Raw genomic sequence first — 21159 nt, 5'->3', positions numbered from 1 at the left:
TGACGAAGCGGGCTGCGGTTAGCCGGTAATCGTCTTTTTGGTGATGGCTGCTACGACCGCGTCGCCCATTTCGCGGGTGCCGACGCGCTTCGTGCCTTCGGACCAGATGTCGCCCGTGCGCAGCCCGGAGGCGAGCACGTGCTTGACCGCCGACTCGATACGGTCGGCAGCTTCGGGCTGGTTGAGGGAGAAGCGGAGCATCATGGCAGCGGACAGGATTGTAGCCAAAGGATTGGCAACCCCTTTGCCAGCAATGTCGGGGGCGCTGCCATGGCTGGGCTCGTACAGGCCCTGGTTGCTCGCATTGAGCGAGGCCGAGGGCAGCATGCCGATGGAGCCGGTGAGCATCGCGGCCTCATCCGAGAGGATGTCGCCGAACATGTTGCCGGTGACGACCACGTCGAACTTCTTGGGCGCCTTCACGAGCTGCATGGCCGCGTTGTCGACGTACATGTGGTCGAGTTCGACGTCCGGGTACTCCTTGCCGACCTCGGTCACGATGTCCTTCCAGAACTGGAAGGTCTCCAGCACGTTGGCCTTGTCCACGCTGGTCACGCGCTTGCTGCGCTTGCGGGCCGCTTCGAAGGCCACGCGGGCGATGCGCTCGACCTCGGGGCGCGAGTAGCGCATCGTGTCGAAGGCTTCCTCGGCGCCGGGGAAGTGGCCGTCGGTGGCGATGCGGCGCCCGCGCGGCTGGCCGAAGTAGATGTCGCCGGTCAGCTCGCGGATGATGAGGATGTCCAGGCCCGCGATCAGCTCGGGCTTCAGGCTCGAGGCGTCCACCAGCTGCTCGTAGCAGATGGCGGGGCGGAAGTTGGCGAACAGGCCCAGGTTCTTGCGCAGCCCCAGGATGGCCTGCTCGGGACGCAGCGGGCGGTCGAGCTTGTCGTACTTCCAGTCGCCGACGGCGCCGAACAGCACCGCGTCGGATTCCTTCGCGAGCTTCAGCGTCGATTCGGGCAGCGGGTGGCCGTGCGCCTCGTAGGCCGCGCCGCCGACCAGCGCCGATTCCATCTCGAACTTCAGGTCGAGGACTTCGAGCACCCTGACGGCTTCCGCCACGATTTCGGTGCCGATGCCGTCACCCGGGAGAACTGCGATTTTCATAAATTGGTCTGAGGTTTTTTCTTGAAAACGGAAAGGCCGCCGATCACGAGATCATCGTGTGCGCGAGCCAGGGCTTCTGCGCCAGGCGCTCGGTCTCGAAGGCCTTGATCTTGTCCTTGTGGCGCAGCGTGAGGCCGATGTCGTCCAGCCCGTTGATCAGGCAGTACTTGCGGAAGGCCTGCACGTCGAACGCGAACTCCTGGCCGTCGGGCTTCACGACCACCTGACGCTCCAGGTCGATGGTCAGCGTGTAGCCCGGGAAGGCGAAGGCTTCGTCGAACAGCTGCGAGACCTGCGACTCGGGCAGCACGATCGGCAGCAGGCCGTTCTTGAAGCTGTTGTTGAAGAAGATGTCGGCGTAGCTCGGCGCAATGATCGCGCGAAAGCCGTACTGGTCCAGCGCCCACGGCGCGTGCTCGCGCGACGAGCCGCAGCCGAAGTTCTTGCGCGCCAGCAGCACCGAGGCGCCGGCGTAGCGCGGCTGGTTCAGTACGAAGTCGGGGTTCGGCTTGCGGCTGGCCGGGTCCTGGCCCGGAAAGCCGGCGTCCAGGTAGCGCCATTCGTCGAACAGGTTCACGCCGAAGCCGGTCTTCTTGATCGACTTGAGGAACTGCTTGGGAATGATCGCGTCGGTGTCGACGTTCTCGCGGTCCATGGGGGCCACGAGGCCCTTGTGCACGGTGAATTTCTGCATGTGATGTCTCCAGATCAGGCGAAGGTGCGCACGTCGACGAAGTGGCCGTGCACCGCGGCGGCGGCGGCCATCGCCGGGCTCACGAGGTGGGTGCGGCCACCGGCGCCCTGGCGGCCTTCGAAGTTGCGGTTGCTGGTCGATGCGCAGCGCTCGCCGGGCTCGAGCCGGTCGGCGTTCATCGCCAGGCACATCGAGCAGCCGGGCTCGCGCCATTCGAAGCCCGCGGCCTTGAAGATCACATCGAGGCCTTCGCGCTCGGCCTGTTCCTTCACCACGCCCGAGCCGGGCACGACCATCGCGAGCTTCACGTTCTTCGCGACCTTCTGGCCGAGCTTCTTCACCACGGCGGCGGCTTCGCGCATGTCCTCGATGCGGCTGTTGGTGCACGAGCCGATGAACACCTTGTCGATGAAGATGTCGTTCATGGCCTTGTTGGGCTCCAGGCCCATGTAGACCAGCGCGCGCTCGATGGCGCTGCGCTTGCTGGCGTCCTTTTCCTTGTCGGGATCGGGCACGCGGCCGTTGATCTCGACCACCATCTCGGGCGAGGTGCCCCAGGTGACCTGCGGCTGGATTTGCGCGGCGTCGAGCTCGACCACGGCGTCGAAGGTCGCGCCGGGGTCGGACTGCAGCGTGCGCCAGTAGCTCACGGCCTGGTCCCATTCGACGCCGGTGGGCGCGAGCGGGCGGCCCTTCACGTAGGCGATGGTCTTTTCGTCGACCGCCACCAGCCCGGCGCGTGCGCCGGCCTCGATGGCCATGTTGCAGACCGTCATGCGGCCTTCCATGCTCAGGTCGCGAATCGCCGAGCCCGCGAATTCGATTGTGTAGCCCGTGCCGCCGGCGGTGCCGATCTTGCCGATGATGGCCAGCACGATGTCCTTGGCGGTGCAGCCCAAAGGCAGCTTGCCTTCGACCTTCACGAGCATGTTCTTGGCCTTCTTGCCCAGCAGCGTCTGCGTGGCCATGACGTGCTCGACCTCGCTGGTGCCGATGCCGTGCGCCAGCGCGCCGAACGCGCCGTGCGTGGAGGTGTGCGAGTCGCCGCAGACGACAGTCATGCCCGGCAGCGTCGCGCCCGATTCGGGGCCGATCACGTGCACGATGCCCTGGCGCTTGCTCAGGAACGGAAAGAACGCGGCGGCGCCGAATTCCGCGATGTTCTTGTCCAGCGTGGTGACCTGCTCCTTGCTGGTCGGGTCGGCGATGCCTTCGTAGCCGCGCTCCCAGCCGGTGGTCGGCGTGTTGTGGTCGGCCGTGGCCACCACCGAGCTGATGCGCCAGAGCTTGCGGCCGGCTTCGCGCAGGCCTTCGAAGGCCTGCGGGCTGGTGACTTCGTGCACCAGGTGGCGGTCGATGTAGAGGATCGCGGTGCCGTCGTCCTCGGTGTGGACGACGTGTTCGTCCCAGATCTTGTCGTAGAGCGTGCGTGCCATGTCGGTCTCTTCTTTCGTGGGGAAATGGATTGTCTGTCGAGGCGGTCTAGGCCGCGAGTCGTTCGGTGGCGTCGGCCGAATCGGCCGCCGCGTGCAGGTGGTTCACCAGCGTGCGCGCCGCCACCGGCAGGGTGGAGAAGTCGCGCGCCACCAGCCGGATTTCGCGCGCCGCCCAGGCGTCGTTGAGCGGCACGCTCACGAGGCCGCGGCCGATGCCGTTGTGCATGAGTTCGAAGGCGCGCTGCGGCATCACGCCGATGCCCAGGCCGTTGTCGATCATCCGGCACATGGCGTCCAGGCCCGTGACGTGGATGCGCAGCTTCACGCTGCGGCCGGCGCTCAGGGCCGCTTCGTGCATCGCCACGTAGATCGAGCTGTTGGTGTGCAGGCCGACGTGGTCGAAGGCCAGCGAGTCGACGAAATCGATCGTGTCCTGCGCGGCCAGCGCGTGCCCCTCGGGGATGATCAGCGCGAGGCGGTCGTGCCGGTACGAAAGGCTCTGCAGCTCGCCCGCGCCGCCGGCTACGTGGCACACGCCCAGGTCGGCCGCGCCTTCCTGCACCGCGCGGATCACTTCGCTGCTCAGGTGCTCCTCGAGGTCGATCTTGATGGCCTCGTGCGCGCGCGAGAACACGCCCAGGTCTTCCGGCAGGAACTGCACGATGGCCGAGATGTTGGCGTGCACCCGCACGTGCCCGCGCACGCCGTCGGCGTATTCGCTGAGCTCGCCCTGCATCTTCTCGAGGCTGTAGAGCACCGAGCGGGCGTGGTGCAGCAGGCTTTCGCCGGCCGGCGTGAGGTCGACGCCGCGCGCATGGCGGTAGAGCAGGGCGGTGCCGAGCGTGGCTTCCAGGTCGGACAGCCGCTTGCTCACGGCCGAGGCCGCAATGAATTCGCGCTCCGCCGCGCGCCCGATGCTGCCCAGCTCGCACACGGCCACGAACAGCTGCAGCGACGTGAGGTCGATGCGGCGGGCAAAGTTGCGTTCGGACGTGCTCATGGGGGCTTGGGCATCGCGTTTGGCGATGAGTTGGCTATTTTCTTCCTGTTTTGAAGCCATTGCCATCGCGATGCGCGATGACCTCGCTGCCGACTGGCGAGGAGGGCATGCCGAACGGGCAATAAAAAAGCTGCCCGGAGGCAGCTTTTTCAGGGAGCGGAGGGTTCCGCAGCCGGTCGATCAGCGGGCCGAGATCGGCTTCACGTCACGCTTGGGCGAGCCTTCGAACAGCTGGCGCGGGCGGCCGATCTTGTACTCGGGGTCGCCGATCATTTCGTTCAGCTGGGCGATCCAGCCGACCGTGCGGGCCAGCGCGAAGATCGCGGTGAACAGCGGCACGGGGATGCCGATGGCGCGCTGCACGATGCCCGAGTAGAAGTCGACGTTCGGGTAGAGCTTGCGCGACACGAAGTACTCGTCTTCCAGGGCGATCTTCTCGAGTTCCTTGGCGAGCTTGAACAGCGGGTCGTTTTCCAGGCCCAGTTCGGTCAGCACTTCGTTGCAGGTTTCCTGCATGAGCTTGGCGCGCGGGTCGTAGTTCTTGTACACGCGATGGCCGAAGCCCATCAGCTTGACGTTCGAGTTCTTGTCCTTGACCTTCTTGATGAACTCGCCGATCTTTTCCACGCCGCCTTCGCGCTGGATGTCGTACAGCATGTTCAGCGCCGCTTCGTTGGCGCCGCCGTGGGCCGGGCCCCACAGGCAGGCCACGCCGGCTGCAATGGCCGCGAAGGGGTTCGTGCCCGACGAGCCGCACAGGCGCACGGTCGAGGTCGAGGCGTTCTGCTCGTGGTCTGCGTGCAGGATGAAGATGCGGTCGAGCGCGCGCTCGAGCACCGGGTTCACCTTGTACTCTTCGCACGGCGTGGCGAACATCATGTGCAGGAAGTTGCCTGCATAGCTGAGTTCGTTCTTCGGGTACATGTACGGCTGGCCGACGGTGTACTTGTAGGCCATGGCCACGAGCGTGGGCATCTTCGCGATCAGGCGGATCGCGGCGATCTCGCGGTGCTCGGGATTGTTGATGTCCGTGCTGTCGTGATAGAAGGCCGACAGGGCGCCCACGAGGCCGGTCATGATGGCCATCGGGTGGGCATCACGGCGGAAGCCGCGCAGGAAGAACTGCATCTGCTCGTTGACCATCGTGTGGTTCGTCACGAGCTTGGTGAAGCTGGCCTTCTTGCCTGCGTCCGGCAGCTCGCCGTACAGCAGCAGGTGGCAGGTTTCCATGAAGTCGCAGTTGGTCGCGAGCTGCTCGATGGGGTAGCCGCGGTACAGCAGCTCGCCCTTGTCACCGTCGATGTAGGTGATGGCCGACTGGCAGGCGGCGGTCGACATGAAGCCCGGGTCGTACGTGAACATGCCGGTCTGTGCATACAGCTTGCGGATGTCGATCACGTCGGGCCCGATGGTGCCCTTGTAGATCGGCAGTTCGACGTTGTCGCCGCCATTGCTGAACGACAGCGTGGCCTTGGTATCGGATGCTTTCATTTCGGTTTACTTTCAGAGGTGGATTCAGGACGAAGGAGAAAAAATGGCAGGACGCTGAGCGCCGTCGGTACGCATCAGCTGCAGCAATGCGACCACCTCGGCCCCGGCCCATGCGGGCTCGGGCTCCTTTCTGCACAGCAGCAGGTCGAGGAGGTCGTTGTCCGACAGGTCCATCAATGTCTCCATCGCTCCCGCTTGACCGACGGTCATGTGGGATTCGTGCCGCTCGAAGAAGCGGGCGATGAACAGGTCGTTCTCCAGCAGGCCGCGCCGGCAACGCCACTTGAGCTTGCTCAGCGCGCGTTCGCCGAGCAGCGTATCGGGGGCGTTGGCGGGGGTCGACATAAGTAAGGCTTTTCGGAAAAACCGTCAGATGGCGCGACGCACCATCAGTTCCTTGATCTTGCCGATGGCCTTGGTCGGGTTCAGGCTCTTCGGGCACACGTCGACGCAGTTCATGATCGTGTGGCAGCGGAACAGGCGGTACGGGTCTTCCAGGTTGTCCAGGCGCTCGGCGGTGGCTTCGTCGCGGCTGTCGGCGATGAAGCGGTAGGCCTGCAGCAGGCCGGCTGGGCCGACGAACTTGTCGGGGTTCCACCAGAAGCTCGGGCAGCTCGTGGAGCAGCTCGCGCACAGGATGCACTCGTACAGGCCGTCGAGCTCTTCACGCTCTTCGGGCGACTGCAGGCGCTCCTTCTCGGGCGGCACGGTGTCGTTCTGCAGGTACGGCTTGATCGAGTTGTACTGCTTGAAGAACTGGGTCATGTCGACGATCAGGTCGCGGATGACGGGCAGGCCCGGCAGCGGCTTGAGCACGACGGTGCCCTTGAGCGTGTTCATGTTGGTCAGGCAGGCCAGACCGTTCTTGCCGTTGATGTTCATCGCGTCGGAGCCGCAGACGCCTTCGCGGCACGAGCGGCGGAACGACAGCGTGGGATCCTGCGCCTTGAGCTTCATCAGGGCGTCCAGCAGCATGCGTTCGTGGCCGTCGAGTTCGACCTCGACCGTCTGCATGTAGGGCTTGGCGTCCTTGTCCGGGTCGTAGCGGTAGATCTGGAATGTGCGCTTCATCGTATGGACCTTGTAAATATTCTTAGAACGTGCGGACCTTGGGCGGCACGGATGCCACCGTCAGCGGCTGCAGCTTGACGGGCTTGTACGAGAGGCGGTTGTCCGCGCTGTACCAGAGCGTGTGCTTCATCCAGTTGGCGTCGTCGCGGCCCAGCGGTGCGACCGGGTCGTCCGCGGGACGCTCGTAGTCTTCCACCGTGTGGGCGCCGCGGCATTCCTTGCGGGCGGCGGCCGAGACCATGGTGGCCTGCGCCACTTCGATCAGGTTGTCGACTTCCAGCGCTTCGATGCGGGCGGTGTTGAACACCTTGGACTTGTCCTTCAGGCCGATCGACTTGACGCGCTCGCGCACGGCGGCGATCTTGACCACGCCTTCGTCCATCGAGGCCTGCTTGCGGAACACGGCGGCGTGCTGCTGCATGACGGCGCGGATCTCGCCGGCCACGTCCTGGGCGTATTCGCCGCCGGTGGAGGCTTCGAGCTCGTTCAGGCGCTGCAGGGTGCGGTCGGCCGCATCCTTGGGCAGTTCCTTGTGTTCCTTGAGCTTGTCGTTGAACTCGACGATGTGGTTGCCGGCCGCGCGGCCGAACACCAGGAGGTCGAGCAGCGAGTTGGTGCCCAGGCGGTTGGCGCCGTGCACGCTCACGCAGGAGCATTCGCCCACCGCGTACAGGCCGTTGACCACGGCGCTGTTGTCTTCACCCTTCTGGATGACGACCTGGCCGTTGATGTTCGTCGGGATGCCGCCCATCTGGTAGTGGATGGTGGGCACCACGGGAATCGGTTCCTTGGTGACGTCGACGTTGGCGAAGTTGATGCCGATCTCGTAGACCGACGGCAGCCGCTTGTGGATGGTGTCGGCACCCAGGTGGTCCAGCTTCATGTGGATGTAGTCCTTGTTGGGACCACAGCCACGGCCTTCCTTGATTTCCTGGTCCATCGAGCGCGAGACGAAGTCGCGCGGTGCCAGGTCCTTCAGGGTGGGCGCATAGCGCTCCATGAAGCGTTCACCGTTGCTGTTCAGCAGGATGGCGCCTTCGCCGCGGCAGCCTTCGGTCAGCAGCACGCCCGCGCCGGCCACGCCGGTGGGGTGGAACTGCCAGAACTCCATGTCCTGCAGCGGGATGCCCGAACGTGCGGCCATGCCCAGGCCGTCGCCGGTGTTGATGAACGCGTTGGTGGACGCACCGAAGATGCGGCCTGCGCCGCCGGTGGCCAGCAGCACGGTCTTGGCCTGCAGGATGTGCAGGTCGCCGGTTTCCATTTCGAGGGCCGTGACGCCGACCACGTCGCCTTCGTTGTCGCGGATGAGGTCCAGCGCCATCCATTCGACGAAGAACTGGGTGCGGGCTTCGACGTTCTTCTGGTAGAGCGTGTGCAGCATCGCGTGGCCGGTGCGGTCGGCCGCGGCGCAGGCGCGTTGCACGGCCTTCTCGCCGTAGTTGGCCGTGTGGCCGCCGAACGGACGCTGGTAGATCGTGCCGTCGGGGTTGCGGTCGAAGGGCATGCCGAAGTGTTCGAGCTCGTACACGACCTTCGGGGCTTCACGGCACATGAACTCGATCGCGTCCTGGTCGCCGAGCCAGTCGGAACCCTTGATCGTGTCGTAGAAGTGGTAGTGCCAGTTGTCCTCGCTCATGTTGCCGAGCGAGGCGCCCACGCCGCCCTGGGCAGCGACGGTGTGCGAACGGGTCGGGAACACCTTGGAGAGCACGGCCACGTTGAGGCCGGCACGGGCGAGTTGCAGCGAGGCGCGCATGCCGGAGCCGCCGGCACCGACGATGACGACGTCGAACTTGCGCTTGGTGATGTTTTCTTTTGTGTAGGTCATGGTGGGTCAGATCTTCCAAAGCACTTGAATGGCCCAACCCGCACAACCGACAAGCCAGACGATGGTGAAAACTTGCAGCACGAGACGGATGGCGACAGGCTGGACGTAGTCCATCCACACGTCGCGCATGCCGACCCACACGTGATAGAGCAGGGCAACGATCACGGAGAAGGTCAGGACCTTCATCCACTGTGCGGCGAAGATGCCGGCCCACAGGTCGTAACCGATGGGGCCGCGCGAGAAGATCAACTGCGCGAGCAGGATGATCGTGAACAGCGCCATCAGGGCGCCGGTGATGCGCTGGCTGAGCCAGTCGCGCAGACCGTAGTGCGCGCCGACGACGATGCGCTTGGAGCCGTAATTCACAGACATGGGGGGCTCCTTCTCAGTACAGGCCGAACAGCTTGGCGCCAAGCACCAGCGTGAGGATGACGCTCGCAGCCAGCGTGAAGATGGCCGAGCTGTGACCGAACTCCTTGGTCACGGCGGAGTGGCTCACGTCCATCCAGAGGTGACGCAGGCCGGCGATGAAGTGGTGCAGGTATGCCCAGATGAGCGCCAGTGCGACGAGCTTGAAGAACCATCCCGGAGCGAAGCCGACGCCGATGTTGAAAGCAGACTTGAATTTCGCGAACGAATAGTCAGATGACAGCGAGGTGTCGAACATCCAGATGATGAAGGGCATCAGCAGGAACATCAGCACACCGCTCACGCGGTGCAGGATCGACACGATGCCGGCCGGCGGCAGCCGGTAGGTCGTGAGATCGGTGAAGGCGTTGATGTTCCGGAATTCGCGACGCGGCGGCCGGGGGGGAGTTGCAAGCTCTGTCATAGGGAGATGGCTTTCGTGGCTTTGTGACTTGTTGGCTTGTTCTGAGAGCGAACGCTTTTGTTTCTTCTGCGGAATGCAAACAACGCAAAATTCTATTGCAATGCACCATCGCGCACCGGACGCACAGGAGTCAACGCACTGTGGCAGTCGGATGCTCGGGGCTCGAGGTTGCGTTGCGCGGGCTGAGTGTGCGCGTTTGTGCCTGCGCGGGCGAGGTTCTTCGGCGCCATCGGATCAGCCCAGCTGGTTGCGGTAGTGGTGGGTGTCGGTGCGGTACAGGCCGCGGCGCAGTTCCATCGGCATGTCGTGGTACGTGTGCGCCACGCGCTCCACGCTCAGCAGCGGCATCTGCAGCGGCACGTCGAGCAGTTGCGCCTGTTCGGCATCGGGCAGCACGGCGCGGATCTTTTCTTCGGCGCGCACCATGCGCACGCCGAACTCGGTTTCGAACATCGCGTACATCGGGCCCGGCCAGGCGCGCAGCCGGTCGGCCGTGAGGCCCTTGAAGGGCGCGCCGGGCAGCCAGAGGTCTTCGAGGATGGTCGGCACGCCGCCGTAGGCGAGCACGCGGCGCACCTGCAGCACGGCGTCGCCGGTGCGCAGGCTCAGCGCACGCGCCACGTCGGCCGAGGCGCGCAGGCGCTTGCAGTCGACGATGGTGCGCTCGGCCGGACCTTCGGCGCTCGGGCTGCCGGCGTCGGGCACGAGCTTGAGAAAACGGTACTGCACATGCTGCTCGGCATGCGTGGCCACGAAGGTGCCCTTGCCTTGGCGGCGCACCACCAGGTTTTCAGCGGACAGCTCGTCGATCGCCTTGCGCACCGTGCCCTGGCTCACGCGGTACCGCACGGCCAGGTCCATCTCGCTGGGGATGGGCTCGCCCGGCTTCCACTCGCCGGCCTGCAGGCTCTGCAGGATCAGGGTCTTGATCTGCTGGTAGAGCGGACTGAAGGACGGCGTCGTGGGCTCGTCGAGGGTGGAGGGCGTGTTCATGGCAGCGGTGGGGTGCGCCGTGGCGGACCCCCAGAGGATATCTTATATAAGACATAAGACGGCCTTTGTCGAATCGGCTTAAAATGCGGGCCGGTCCCGCGCCGCGGGAAAGCTTCCCCCCGCTGGACCGCGGCGCCCCACGAGAGCGCTAACCCGTTTCACCACCTTCTGGAGTCTTCCCATGAGCAAAAAGCCTGTCCGCGTTGCCGTTACCGGTGCCGCCGGTCAAATCGGTTACGCCCTGTTGTTCCGTATCGCTTCCGGCGAAATGCTCGGCAAAGACCAGCCGGTCATCCTGCAACTGCTCGAAATCCCCGACGAGAAGGCCCAGAAGGCGCTCAAGGGCGTGATGATGGAGCTCGACGACTGCGCCTTCCCGCTGCTGGCCGGCATGGAAGCCCACGGCGACCCGATGACCGCCTTCAAGGACGCCGACTACGCCCTGCTGGTCGGCTCGCGCCCCCGCGGCCCCGGCATGGAACGTGCCGAGCTGCTGGCCGTCAACGGCGCCATCTTCACGGCACAGGGCAAGGCGCTGAACGCCGTCGCCTCGCGCAACGTGAAGGTGCTGGTCGTCGGCAACCCCGCCAACACCAACGCCTACATCGCCATGAAGTCGGCACCGGACCTGCCGCGCAAGAACTTCACCGCCATGCTGCGCCTGGACCACAACCGCGCTGCCAGCCAGATCGCTGCCAAGACCGGCAAGGCCGTGGCCGACATCGAGAAGCTCACCGTCTGGGGCAACCACTCGCCCACGATGTACGCCGACTACCGCTTTGCGACCATCAACGGCGAAAGCGTCGCCAAGATGATCAACGACCAGGAATGGAACGCCAACACCTTCCTGCCGACCGTCGGCAAGCGCGGCGCGGCCATCATCGAAGCGCGCGGCCTGTCGTCGGCTGCCTCGGCTGCCAACGCCGCCATCGACCATATGCGCGACTGGGCCCTGGGCACCAACGGCAAGTGGGTCACGATGGGCATCCCGTCGGACGGCCAGTACGGCATTCCGAAGGACGTGATGTTCGGCTTCCCGGTCACCTGCGAAAACGGTGAGTACAAGCTGGTCGAAGGCCTCGAGATCGATGCATTCAGCCAGGAACGCATCAACAAGACGCTCGAAGAGCTCGAAGGCGAACGCGCCGGCGTCGCCCACCTGCTGTAAAGCAAACCCGCCCGCATGCTCGACTGGAACCCCGCGCTCTACCGTCGCTACGAGGACGAGCGCACCCGGCCCGCACAGGAACTCCTGGCGCGGGTCCCGCTTGCCGAGGCCGCCCGCGTGGTCGACCTCGGATGCGGACCGGGCAATTCCACCGAGCTGCTGGCACATCGGTTCCCGAAGGCGCAGGTCACGGGCACCGACAACTCCGAAGCCATGCTGGTCAGCGCGCGCGAGCGCCTGCCGGCGGCGCGCTTCGAGTTGAGCGACATCGCGACCTGGGCGCCGCGTGAAACAGAAGCGCCCGATCTCATCTACGCCAACGCGTCCCTGCAATGGGTGCCGGATCACGAGACGCTGATCCCCCGCCTGTTCGACGCGCTGGCCCCGGGCGGCGTGCTCGCCGTCCAGATGCCCGACAACCGCCAGGAGCCCACGCACCGCCTGATGCGGGCGGTGGCGGCCGAAGCGCCCTGGGCCGAGCCCATCGGCGACGCCGACAAGCTGCGCACCTTGCTGCTGCCGCTCGGCGGCTACTACGACCTGCTGGCCGCGCGTGTGGCCCATGTCGATGTCTGGCACACCATCTACCAGCACCCGATGGCCAACGCCGCGGCCATCGTCGAATGGGTGCGTAGCACTGGGCTGAAGCCTTTCGTCGACCGCCTGCCGCCCGACCTGCAGGCGAGCTACCTCGCCGAATACGAACGCCGGGTGGACGAGGCCTATCCGGTGCGCACCGACGGCAAGCGCCTGCTCGCCTTCCCACGCATGTTCATCGTGGCGCACAAGAAAAAAGACGCATGACGACGAAGAACGCCGCTGCCCATCCCGCGGACGTGCTGCTCGGTGCACAGGCCGGCGCCGTGACCCTGCCGGTGTGCGACCACTACAGCGGCGTCGAAGCCCGCATGAAGAAGAGCCTCGCGCTCCAGGCCGAGATGGCGCAGGAGTTCGGCGCCTGCGTGTTCGACGTCACCCTCGACTGCGAAGACGGCGCCCCGGTCGGCGGCGAAGCGGAGCATGCCGCGCTCGTCACCGAGCTCGCGCTGGCCGCCCAGCCCGGCATGCGTGTCGGCGTGCGCGTGCACCCGGTCGACCACCCGGCCTTTGCCGGCGATGTGGTCACCATCGCCGGACGCGCCGGCCAGCGGCTGAGCCACCTCATGGTGCCCAAGGTCGAATCCGTGGCCGATGTGTGTCAGGCTGTTGCCGCGCTCGACGCCGCCGATGCCGGCGCGCTGCCGCTGCATGTGCTCATCGAATCGCCCCTGGCGGTGCACAACGCCTTCGAAATTGCCGCGCATCCGCGCGTGCAGTCGCTGAGCTTCGGCCTCATGGATTTCGTGTCGGCGCATGCCGGCGCCATTCCCGCCGACGGCATGGGCGCGGCGGGGCAGTTCAGCCACCCGCTGGTCGTGCGTGCCAAGCTGGCACTGGCCTCGGCGGCGCATGCCTACGGCAAGGTGCCTTCGCACTGCGTGGTCACCGAGTTCAACGACACCGATGCGATGCGCCTGGCGGCCCGCAAGGCGGCCACCGAATTCGGCTACACGCGCATGTGGAGCATCCACCCGAACCAGATCCGGCCGATCCTCGAGGCCTTCGCGCCCGACGAGGCGCAGATTCAAATTGCCACAAAAATCATTACAAAAGCCGCAGACGCGGATTGGGCACCGACACAAATTGATGGCACATTGCACGACCGCGCGAGCTACCGCCACTTCTGGCAGGTCCTGACGCGCGCCCACGCAACAGGGCGCGCGTTGCCCTCCGAGGCGAAAGCCTGGTTTGCATCGCGGTCTCCTGAAACCCACTGAATCAGCCTGAAGGAACCCCGCTCATGAAGAAAATTGCACTGATCGCCGCCGTTGCGCTGGCCCTGCCTTTCGCCGCCGTGGCCCAGAACGCCACCGCCACCAAGCCGGCTGCGGCCAAGGCCGAAGCCAAGAAGACCCCGCCGAAGCGCCAGGTCACCCGCAAGGCGGCCAAGGCCGTCGAAGAGGTCACGCCGATCGCCGACGACACCAACATCGTGCTGTCCGAGTCCGACCTGGCCGTGGCGCAACGCGTGTCCACCGGCAAGGCCCAGTGCGAACTCGGCGCCGACGTGACCGTGACGCCCGACGAGAAGAAGCCCGGCTTCTTCACCGTGACCACCAAGGGCCTGAAGTACCGCATGCACCCGGTCGAAAGCCGCACCGGCGCCATCCGCCTCGAAGACCCGCGTGCCGGCGCCATGTGGCTCCAGCTGGGCAACAAGTCGATGCTGATGAACCAGAAGGCCGGCCTGCGCATTGCCGACGAATGCCAGACCGCCGCTCAGGTCGCCTTTGCCGACGAGATGAAGAAGAACCCGCCGAAGGCCCTTTTCGAAGGTGCCGACGCAGCCAAGAAGTAAGAAGAGCACCGAACCCGGGGTGCGGCGCGGCTCTTGCTTGGCCGCTTGAGACCGCAGCGCACGCCCGATAGCCTAGTTTCCGGAGAAAAGAAGATGTTGCAAGCCTACGTTGATCATGTTGCCGAACGCGCCGCGCTCGGTATCCCGCCGCTGCCCCTGAGCGCGAAGCAGACCGCCGAAGCGATCGAGCTCCTGAAGAGCGCGAACGCCAAGGACGGCGCCTTCCTGCTGGACCTGCTCACCTACCGTGTGCCCGCCGGCGTCGACGACGCCGCCAAGGTCAAGGCGAGCTACCTCGCGGCCGTGGCCCACGGCACCGAGAAGAACGCGTTCATCACGCGCGCTCGCGCCACTGAACTGCTCGGCACCATGCTCGGCGGCTACAACATCAGCCCCATGATCGACCTGCTGGACGACGCCGAAGTCGGCGCCGTGGCAGCCGAAGGCCTGAAGAAGACCCTGCTGATGTTCGACCAGTTCCACGACGTCAAGGAAAAGGCCGACAAGGGCAATGCCCACGCCAAGGGCGTGCTGCAAAGCTGGGCCGACGCCGAGTGGTTCACCAGCCGCCCGGAAGTGCCGCAAAGCATCACCGTCAGCATCTTCAAGGTGGCCGGCGAAATCAACACCGACGACCTGTCGCCCGCACCCGACGCCACCACGCGTCCCGACATTCCGATGCACGCCCTGGCGATGCACAAGAACGCCCGCCCCGGCATCGTCCCTGAAGAAGACGGCAAGCGCGGCCCGGTGAAGTTCATCGAAGACCTGCGCGCGCGTGGCCACCTCGTGGCCTACGCCGGCGACGTGGTCGGCACGGGTTCGTCGCGCAAGAGCGCCACCAACTCGGTGCTGTGGTTCACCGGCGAAGACATTCCCTTCGTGCCGAACAAGCGTTTCGGCGGCGTCTGCCTCGGCGGCAAGATCGCTCCCATCTTCTACAACACGATGGAAGACTCGGGCGCACTGCCCATCGAGCTCGACGTGACGCAGATGAACATGGGCGACGTGGTCGAGCTGCGTCCCTACGAAGGCAAGGCCCTGAAGGACGGCCAGGTCATCGCCGAATTCCAGGTCAAGAGCGACGTGCTGTTCGACGAAGTGCGCGCCGGCGGCCGCATTCCGCTGATCATCGGCCGTGGCCTGACGGCCAAGGCGCGTGAGGCGCTGGGCCTGCCCGTCTCGACGCTGTTCCGCCTGCCGCAAAGCCCGGTCGACACCAAGAAGGGCTTCTCGCTCGCACAGAAGATGGTCGGCCGCGCCTGCGGCCTGCCCGAAGGCCAGGGCGTGCGCCCGGGCACGTACTGCGAACCCAAGATGACCTCGGTCGGCTCGCAGGACACCACCGGCCCGATGACCCGCGACGAGCTGAAGGACCTGGCCTGCCTGGGCTTCTCGGCCGACCTCGTCATGCAGTCGTTCTGCCACACGGCGGCGTACCCCAAGAAGGTCGACGTCAAGATGCACCACGAACTGCCCGAGTTCATGGCCAACCGCGGCGGCGTCTCGCTGCGTCCGGGCGACGGCGTGATCCACAGCTGGCTCAACCGCCTGCTGACGCCCGACACCGTGGGCACGGGCGGCGACAGCCACACCCGTTTCCCGATCGGCATCAGCTTCCCCGCGGGTTCGGGCCTCGTAGCCTTCGCGGCCGCCACCGGCGTGATGCCGCTGGACATGCCCGAATCGGTGCTCGTGCGCTTCAAGGGCAAGATGCAGCCCGGCGTCACGCTGCGTGACCTGGTCAACGCGATTCCGCTGTACGCCATCAAGTCGGGTCTGCTGACCGTCGCCAAGCAAGGCAAGAAGAACATCTTCTCGGGCCGCATCCTCGAGATCGAAGGCCTGCCCGACCTGAAGGTGGAACAAGCCTTCGAACTGAGCGACGCCTCGGCCGAACGCTCGGCTGCCGGTTGCACGGTGCACCTGAACAAGGAACCGATCCAGGAGTACATCAACAGCAACATCACGCTGATGAAGTGGATGATTGCCGAAGGCTACGCCGACGCCCGCACGCTGGCACGCCGCATCGCCGCGCAGGAAGCCTGGCTCAAGGACCCGCAGCTGCTCAAGGGCGATGCCGACGCCGAGTACGCCGCCGTGATCGAGATCGACCTGGCCGAGATCCACGAGCCCATCGTGGCCTGCCCGAACGACCCGGACGACGTGAAGACGCTGAGCGACGTGGCTGGTGCCACCATCGACGAAGTGTTCATCGGCTCGTGCATGACCAACATCGGCCACTTCCGCGCCGCGTCGAAGCTGCTCGAAGGCAAGCGCGACATCCCGGTCAAGCTGTGGATCGCACCGCCGACCAAGATGGACGCGCAGCAGCTCACCGAGGAAGGCCACTACGGCGTGTTCGGCAACGCCGGCGCGCGCACCGAAATGCCGGGCTGCTCGCTGTGCATGGGCAACCAGGCGCAGGTGCGCGAAGGCGCGACGGTGATGTCGACCAGCACCCGCAACTTCCCGAACCGCCTGGGCAAGAACACCAACGTGTACCTGGGCTCGGCCGAACTGGCCGCCATCTGCTCGCGCCTGGGCCGCATCCCGACCCGTGAGGAGTACATGGCCGCCACGGGCGTGATCGACGCGTCCAGCGCGCAGATCTACCAGTACCTGAACTTCGACAAGATCGAGGACTACAAGGGCGTGGCGGACACGGTCACGGCCTGAGGGTCGTTGCAGCCGGCGAGCGATTCGCCGGCCTCATGAAAAAGCCCCGCTTCGGCGGGGCTTTTTCATGGGCGGTCGTTCGGTCTCAGCCGTGCGACGGATTGGACTTCAGGTGCTCCTGGCCCTTCAACAGCATCGCCATCCCGGTCGTACCGCCGACTGCATTGGGCAGCGATGCCTGCAGCGAGTGGGCGAAGTCTCCCCGGTACAGCTTGGCGCCCTGGTGGGTCAGGTTCGAATTGGCGTCGATGTAGACCGACTCGCCCAGCCCCGACCACAGCCGACAGAAGCCGTAGTCTTCCGACAGGTAGCGCCGCGTGACCGGGTCGACCATCACGTCGAAGAAGCGGTAGTGCAGCCCGCGGTCGGTCTCGCCGATGCTGTCGGGCGTGTACTGCAGGTCGGGGTAGGCCGCCATGAGGCGTTCGAACACCTGGCGCCGGATCGCCATGAAGCCCGTGGGCGCCTCGGTCATCTTCATGAAACCGTCGGGCTGCACCTCGAGCTCGATCTGCGTTGCGCCTTCCTCGGCCTGGGCATTGACCGTGTAGCGCGTGAAGGCGGCCTCGAACTGCTGTTGCGTGGTGCCTGCCGCCACGCCGTCCTGCGGCCAGTTCTCGCGCTTCAACGGGTACACGCCGGCGGCGATGTCGTAGCCCGACAGCAGCAGGCGGAACGCCGCCTCGGCCGAGAAACCGATGTCTGCGTCGATCCAGAACAGGTGGGTCCACTCGGTGTTGGCCAGGAACTGGGCCACGCAGTTGTTGCGCGCGCGCGTGACCAGGCTTTCGCCTTGGTGCATCAGCACCTGCACCTTCATGCCGGCGCGCTCGGCGCTCACGGTGAAGTTCAGCAGCGAGGCCACGTAGTTCTGGAAGAACTTGCCGTCGTGGCTCGGCGTCACGATCACGGGGTAGAAGTGCCGGAGTTCGGACGGGTCGAGCATGCGAGGGGGCTCCGTGGGTCTAGCGGGCAGGGCGCTGCATCAGGCCCTGCAGCAGGGTGTCGTAGGTTTGCGTGGCCACTGCGTCGCCGGGCAGGTAGCGCGCGATGAGTGCGCGTTGCCGGTCGCGGTAGGCCTGCGCCTGCGCGTCGTGCCCGTCGATGGCTTCGAGCACGCGGGCGCTGCCCGCGGCCACGTCGTTTTCTGCGTAGTAGTAGCCCAGGTCGGCGCACAGGTGGGCGTTGTGCACCAGCGGATAGCCCTGCCAGCAGGTCTCGAGGTAGAAGTAGTTGAGCGGGTTCTCCCACTGGTGGGAGACCACGATGTCGGTGTTCTGCGCCAGGAACACCGGGGTTTCGTGCCGACCCAGGAAGACCGCCTTGTGCTGGCGCACCAGGTCGAGCTGGTTCATCAGCGTGATGAACTCCATGCTGTCCTTGGCCATGCGCTCCACGTTCGTGACCTGCAGCAGCGCGATCGCGTCGGGCCGGGCGCGGTAGGCCAGCTCGGCGATCAGGATGGGGTAGACGCAGAACTTCACCACATTGATGTTCGGCTCCATCACGCTGAGCCGCCGCGGGCCGCTGCGCGGCTGGTACGCGCCGCCGTCGGGCAGGGCGCGGGCGCGCTCTTGCAGGAACACCGGGCTCCAGACGAAAGGCACGGCGCGCGCCTCGGCGCGGCGCAGCACCTCGAAGTAGGGCTGGCTGATGTGGGCCACCTGCGGAACCATCCAGATGTCGTCGTAGCGCTGGTTGATGAACAGGTTGCGGCCCCACAGCGGCTTGCCGAACAGCATCGACTCCATCGCGTGCACGTACTCGAAGCCGCAGCAGTACGACACCAGCCGCGCGCCGCGGCGCTTGAGGTGATCGGTCTGGTCGCCGTCGATCTGGCCGCCCAGTTCGATCAGCACGTCCACGCTGTCCTTGGCCGCCTCGAAGGTCACGGTCGGCCAGCGGGCCTGGTCCCAGGGCAGGGCGGGGGTGATGGGGGTGGCGGTGGTGTTGACCAGCACCACCGAGGCGACGCTGGGGCAGTGCTTCAGCGCCTCTGCCAGGAACACGGCGTTCTGCTTGATGCCGTTGTTCCAGAGGGTCTCGGCCTCGTGGTGGAGGCCGATCGTGATGCCGATGCGCAGGCCGGCACCCGAGGCGGTGGTCATTGGTTTTCGCGGGGGATGTAGCCCGTCAGGCGCCAGCCTTGGGGTTCGAGGCGGAAGCTGACTTTTTCGAAGACCGTCTTGTCGTTGGTCAGGCGGGTGGCGAAGTCGACGTTGGCGTACAGGCCTGCAGGGATGCCGGTGCTGTCGTCCAGGTAGCGGATGCGGGTCACGCTGGCCCAGTCACGGCGGGCCACGACGCCCACGGTCTGGCGCGAGCGTTGCGTGTTGGCAACGAATTCGGCCTTGGGAAAGCGAGTCTTCACAAACGCAGACGCGGTGTCCCAGATCTCTCCCGCCCGGTTCTCATCGATCTGCTTGAGGCTGCTGAGGCCCGCCTGGACGAGTTCGTCGGCGGAGTTGCCGTCCTGCGCCAGGGCGCAGGAACCGGCCAGGGCCAGCGTGCATGCGGCCAGGAAACGGGGGAGAAACGGCTTCATTGGGCACCTTTTATGAGGAAAACCGCTGTGACAGACAGCGGCGGCGATTCTAGGCGGGGCGTTCGGATCGACGTTCCACAGCGACATCGCCGCGCCCGGATTTGTCGCCAATCGTGAAAGTTTGTGAACTAAATCATCATTTCACGGTTTCCGGTAGACCGAAATGGCTGCAAATGTAAACGGCTGCGTACATTACCGCGTCCATTGTGAACGTCAGGGTAACTACGACCCTGGCTGGGGCGACGAATCGCGGGCGGTCGTTGCCTTCCTCCGCCGTTGATACCGCGCCCGCCCTCTGCGAACCGAGCTCGAAGAATATGAACAAGTCTTACCGAAGTATCTGGAATGAAGCCCTGGGGGCCTGGGTAGCGGCGTCTGAAATTACTTCGGCGCGGGGGAAGAAGAGCAGTTCAAGAGTGGCAATCGCGTTGGTGATGGCTGCGTCGGTGAGCTTGTCCTTCACAGCCCATGCAAGCTATACGGCGGGTGGGGGGAGCGCGACGGGTTCGGGTAGCACCGGTCTGGCAATCGGTTCCCTGACCTCGGGCAACGGTTCTGCGGCCACCGCAAGCGGGACCAATTCGGTGGCGATTGGTGGCAATGCCCTTGCTGCCAATACCGGCGCAACGGCACTTGGCTTCAACGCGAATGCCAACGGCAGTGGTGCGACGGCAATTGGTCAGAACTCGATCGCAGCGAATACCGCGGATATCGCTATCGGTCGCGGTGCGAACACCACTGGCAGTGGTGGCTACAACATTGCGATCGGTCAAAACGCCAATGCCACTTCGTCAGGCGGGAGTGCGACGGCCATCGGCTCCGGTGCCAAGGCGACCGGCGGCGGCGGTGCGTTTGCGCTCGGTAACGATGCCAATGCTGACGGCGTGTCGTCTGTCGCCATCGGCGGAGGGAATGGATCGGGCGGAGGGGGCTCCTTGGCCTCGGGCGCTCAGGCAGTTGCCATTGGCCGATACACCAACGCCGTTGGGACAAACAGCGTGGCGATTGGCGGCAATTCAACGGTAGACAGCGGTGCAAAAAGCACCGGCGCGAATGCTGTGGCGATCGGCGCCAGCGCTGTTGCGAGCACCGACAACAGTGTTGCCCTGGGCAACGGCAGCTCAACGGCGGCAGCGACTGGCGTTTCCAGCGCGACTGTCAACGGCATCACGCTGAGCGGTTTTGCCGGCGCCTCGCCGACCGGTGTCGTCAGCGTGGGCTCTGCCAACAGCGAGCGGCAAATCACCAATGTGGCGGCAGGCCGGGTGACCTCCACCTCGACCGATGCGATCAACGGTAGCCAGTTGTTCTCCGTCGCCAGCGCAGTGGGGTCGTTGTCGACCTCGACCTCTACGGGGTTGAGCACTGCCACCAGCGGTATTTCGAGCCTTTCGACTGGCCTAAGCACGACCACGAGCAGCATCTCTAGCCTTTCCACCGGCCTGAGCACTACGAATAGCAGCGTCGCCAGCCTGTCGACCTCTACATCTTCGGGCTTGAGTACGGCGAGCAGCCGCATCAACAGCCTGTCGACCTCCACATCGTCCGGTTTGAGCACGGCGACCAGCGGCATCTCCAGCCTGTCGACTGGCCTGAGCACCACGAACAGCAACGTCAGTAGCCTGTCGACTTCTACGTCGTCCGGACTGAGCACCAGCAGCAGCCGCATCGACAGCCTTTCGACATCGACGTCGAGTGGTCTGAGCACGGCGACCAGTGGCATCTCGAGTCTGTCCACCGGCCTGAGCACAACGAACAGCAATGTCGGCAGTCTGTCGACCTCCACGTCGTCGGGTCTGAGCACCGCAACCAGCGGCATCTCCAGTCTGTCGACTGGCCTCAGCACAACGAACAGCAACGTCGGCAGCCTCTCGACCTCGACGTCGTCGGGTCTGAGCACGACCAACAGCCGCA

The 21159-nt window shown here is 65.4% G+C and carries 20 protein-coding genes; 6 read left to right on the top strand and 14 right to left on the bottom strand.

The window, feature by feature from the left end; genetic code table 11:
* Positions 1 to 18 precede the first annotated feature (18 nt).
* From leuB to AC07O4_RS14385, 11 genes are all read right to left on the bottom strand, one after another.
* The gene (gene leuB, locus AC07O4_RS14435) at positions 19 to 1107 is read right to left on the bottom strand and encodes a 3-isopropylmalate dehydrogenase (RefSeq protein ID WP_101493320.1); all 1089 of its coding nucleotides are present in this window, start codon (positions 1105 to 1107) and stop codon (positions 19 to 21) included.
* Positions 1108 to 1150: 43 nt separating this feature from the next.
* Positions 1151 to 1801: a 3-isopropylmalate dehydratase small subunit gene (gene leuD, locus AC07O4_RS14430; RefSeq protein WP_062479700.1), complete on the bottom strand. Its 651-nt coding sequence runs from the start codon at positions 1799 to 1801 to the stop codon at positions 1151 to 1153.
* A gap of 14 nt (positions 1802 to 1815) precedes the next feature.
* Positions 1816 to 3237: a 3-isopropylmalate dehydratase large subunit gene (gene leuC / locus AC07O4_RS14425; protein WP_495304906.1), complete on the bottom strand. Its 1422-nt coding sequence runs from the start codon at positions 3235 to 3237 to the stop codon at positions 1816 to 1818.
* 46 nt (positions 3238 to 3283) lie between these two features.
* Positions 3284 to 4237, bottom strand: coding sequence for a LysR substrate-binding domain-containing protein (locus tag AC07O4_RS14420; RefSeq protein ID WP_495304905.1), 954 nt, complete (start codon positions 4235 to 4237; stop codon positions 3284 to 3286).
* Positions 4238 to 4417: 180 nt separating this feature from the next.
* The gene (gltA, locus tag AC07O4_RS14415; protein WP_062479703.1) at positions 4418 to 5728 is read right to left on the bottom strand and encodes a citrate synthase; all 1311 of its coding nucleotides are present in this window, start codon (positions 5726 to 5728) and stop codon (positions 4418 to 4420) included.
* A 24-nt stretch (positions 5729 to 5752) separates the two neighbouring features.
* Positions 5753 to 6073, bottom strand: a complete 321-nt coding sequence (locus AC07O4_RS14410; RefSeq protein WP_062479704.1) for an FAD assembly factor SdhE — start codon at positions 6071 to 6073, stop codon at positions 5753 to 5755.
* Positions 6074 to 6097: 24 nt separating this feature from the next.
* Complete coding sequence (locus tag AC07O4_RS14405; RefSeq protein WP_062479706.1) at positions 6098 to 6799, bottom strand: succinate dehydrogenase iron-sulfur subunit; 702 nt, start codon at positions 6797 to 6799, stop codon at positions 6098 to 6100.
* A gap of 22 nt (positions 6800 to 6821) precedes the next feature.
* A complete protein-coding gene (gene sdhA, locus AC07O4_RS14400) occupies positions 6822 to 8630 on the bottom strand; it encodes a succinate dehydrogenase flavoprotein subunit (RefSeq protein ID WP_095949551.1) in 1809 nt (602 codons plus the stop codon).
* 6 nt (positions 8631 to 8636) lie between these two features.
* A complete protein-coding gene (sdhD, locus tag AC07O4_RS14395) occupies positions 8637 to 9002 on the bottom strand; it encodes a succinate dehydrogenase, hydrophobic membrane anchor protein (RefSeq protein ID WP_062479708.1) in 366 nt (121 codons plus the stop codon).
* Positions 9003 to 9015: 13 nt separating this feature from the next.
* On the bottom strand, positions 9016 to 9462 hold the full coding sequence (gene sdhC / locus AC07O4_RS14390) for a succinate dehydrogenase, cytochrome b556 subunit (RefSeq protein ID WP_354342788.1): 447 nt from the start codon (positions 9460 to 9462) through the stop codon (positions 9016 to 9018).
* A gap of 234 nt (positions 9463 to 9696) precedes the next feature.
* Positions 9697 to 10455, bottom strand: a complete 759-nt coding sequence (locus tag AC07O4_RS14385) for a GntR family transcriptional regulator (protein ID WP_495274231.1) — start codon at positions 10453 to 10455, stop codon at positions 9697 to 9699.
* 181 nt (positions 10456 to 10636) lie between these two features.
* Here AC07O4_RS14385 and AC07O4_RS14380 point away from each other — a divergent pair, with 181 nt between their 5' ends.
* From AC07O4_RS14380 to AC07O4_RS14360, 5 genes are all read left to right on the top strand, one after another.
* Positions 10637 to 11623, top strand: coding sequence for a malate dehydrogenase (locus tag AC07O4_RS14380; RefSeq protein WP_042578072.1), 987 nt, complete (start codon positions 10637 to 10639; stop codon positions 11621 to 11623).
* A 15-nt stretch (positions 11624 to 11638) separates the two neighbouring features.
* A complete protein-coding gene (gene tam, locus AC07O4_RS14375; protein WP_495304904.1) occupies positions 11639 to 12427 on the top strand; it encodes a trans-aconitate 2-methyltransferase in 789 nt (262 codons plus the stop codon).
* Positions 12424 to 13440 (top strand): HpcH/HpaI aldolase/citrate lyase family protein, encoded by a 1017-nt coding sequence (locus AC07O4_RS14370; protein ID WP_495304903.1) that lies wholly within the window; start codon positions 12424 to 12426, stop codon positions 13438 to 13440. Before tam ends, AC07O4_RS14370 begins: the two co-directional genes overlap by 4 nt.
* Before the next feature lie 23 nt (positions 13441 to 13463).
* Positions 13464 to 14021 (top strand): lysozyme inhibitor, encoded by a 558-nt coding sequence (locus AC07O4_RS14365; RefSeq protein ID WP_139702449.1) that lies wholly within the window; start codon positions 13464 to 13466, stop codon positions 14019 to 14021.
* A 93-nt stretch (positions 14022 to 14114) separates the two neighbouring features.
* Entirely contained in the window at positions 14115 to 16700 is a 2586-nt protein-coding gene (locus AC07O4_RS14360) for a bifunctional aconitate hydratase 2/2-methylisocitrate dehydratase (protein ID WP_062479720.1), read from the top strand.
* An 85-nt stretch (positions 16701 to 16785) separates the two neighbouring features.
* On the opposite strand, the gene AC07O4_RS14355 is transcribed toward AC07O4_RS14360, so the two are convergent.
* From AC07O4_RS14355 to AC07O4_RS14345, 3 genes are read right to left on the bottom strand one after another with little or no spacing between them, the layout of a single operon-like run.
* A complete protein-coding gene (locus AC07O4_RS14355) occupies positions 16786 to 17646 on the bottom strand; it encodes a hypothetical protein (RefSeq protein ID WP_495304902.1) in 861 nt (286 codons plus the stop codon).
* 19 nt (positions 17647 to 17665) lie between these two features.
* Positions 17666 to 18808, bottom strand: coding sequence for a DUF2827 domain-containing protein (locus AC07O4_RS14350; protein WP_390341969.1), 1143 nt, complete (start codon positions 18806 to 18808; stop codon positions 17666 to 17668).
* Positions 18805 to 19245, bottom strand: a complete 441-nt coding sequence (locus AC07O4_RS14345; protein WP_095950584.1) for a DUF4019 domain-containing protein — start codon at positions 19243 to 19245, stop codon at positions 18805 to 18807. Before AC07O4_RS14345 ends, AC07O4_RS14350 begins: the two co-directional genes overlap by 4 nt.
* Before the next feature lie 317 nt (positions 19246 to 19562).
* On the opposite strand from AC07O4_RS14345, the gene AC07O4_RS14340 reads away from it, so the two are divergent.
* Positions 19563 to 21159 (top strand): ESPR-type extended signal peptide-containing protein (locus AC07O4_RS14340; RefSeq protein WP_495305136.1); only part of this gene is annotated, 1597 nt, incomplete at its 3' end.

It is taken from the genome of Variovorax sp. GW821-FHT09D04, assembly GCF_059416405.1.
This window is presented reverse-complemented; position numbering and strand designations above follow the sequence as displayed.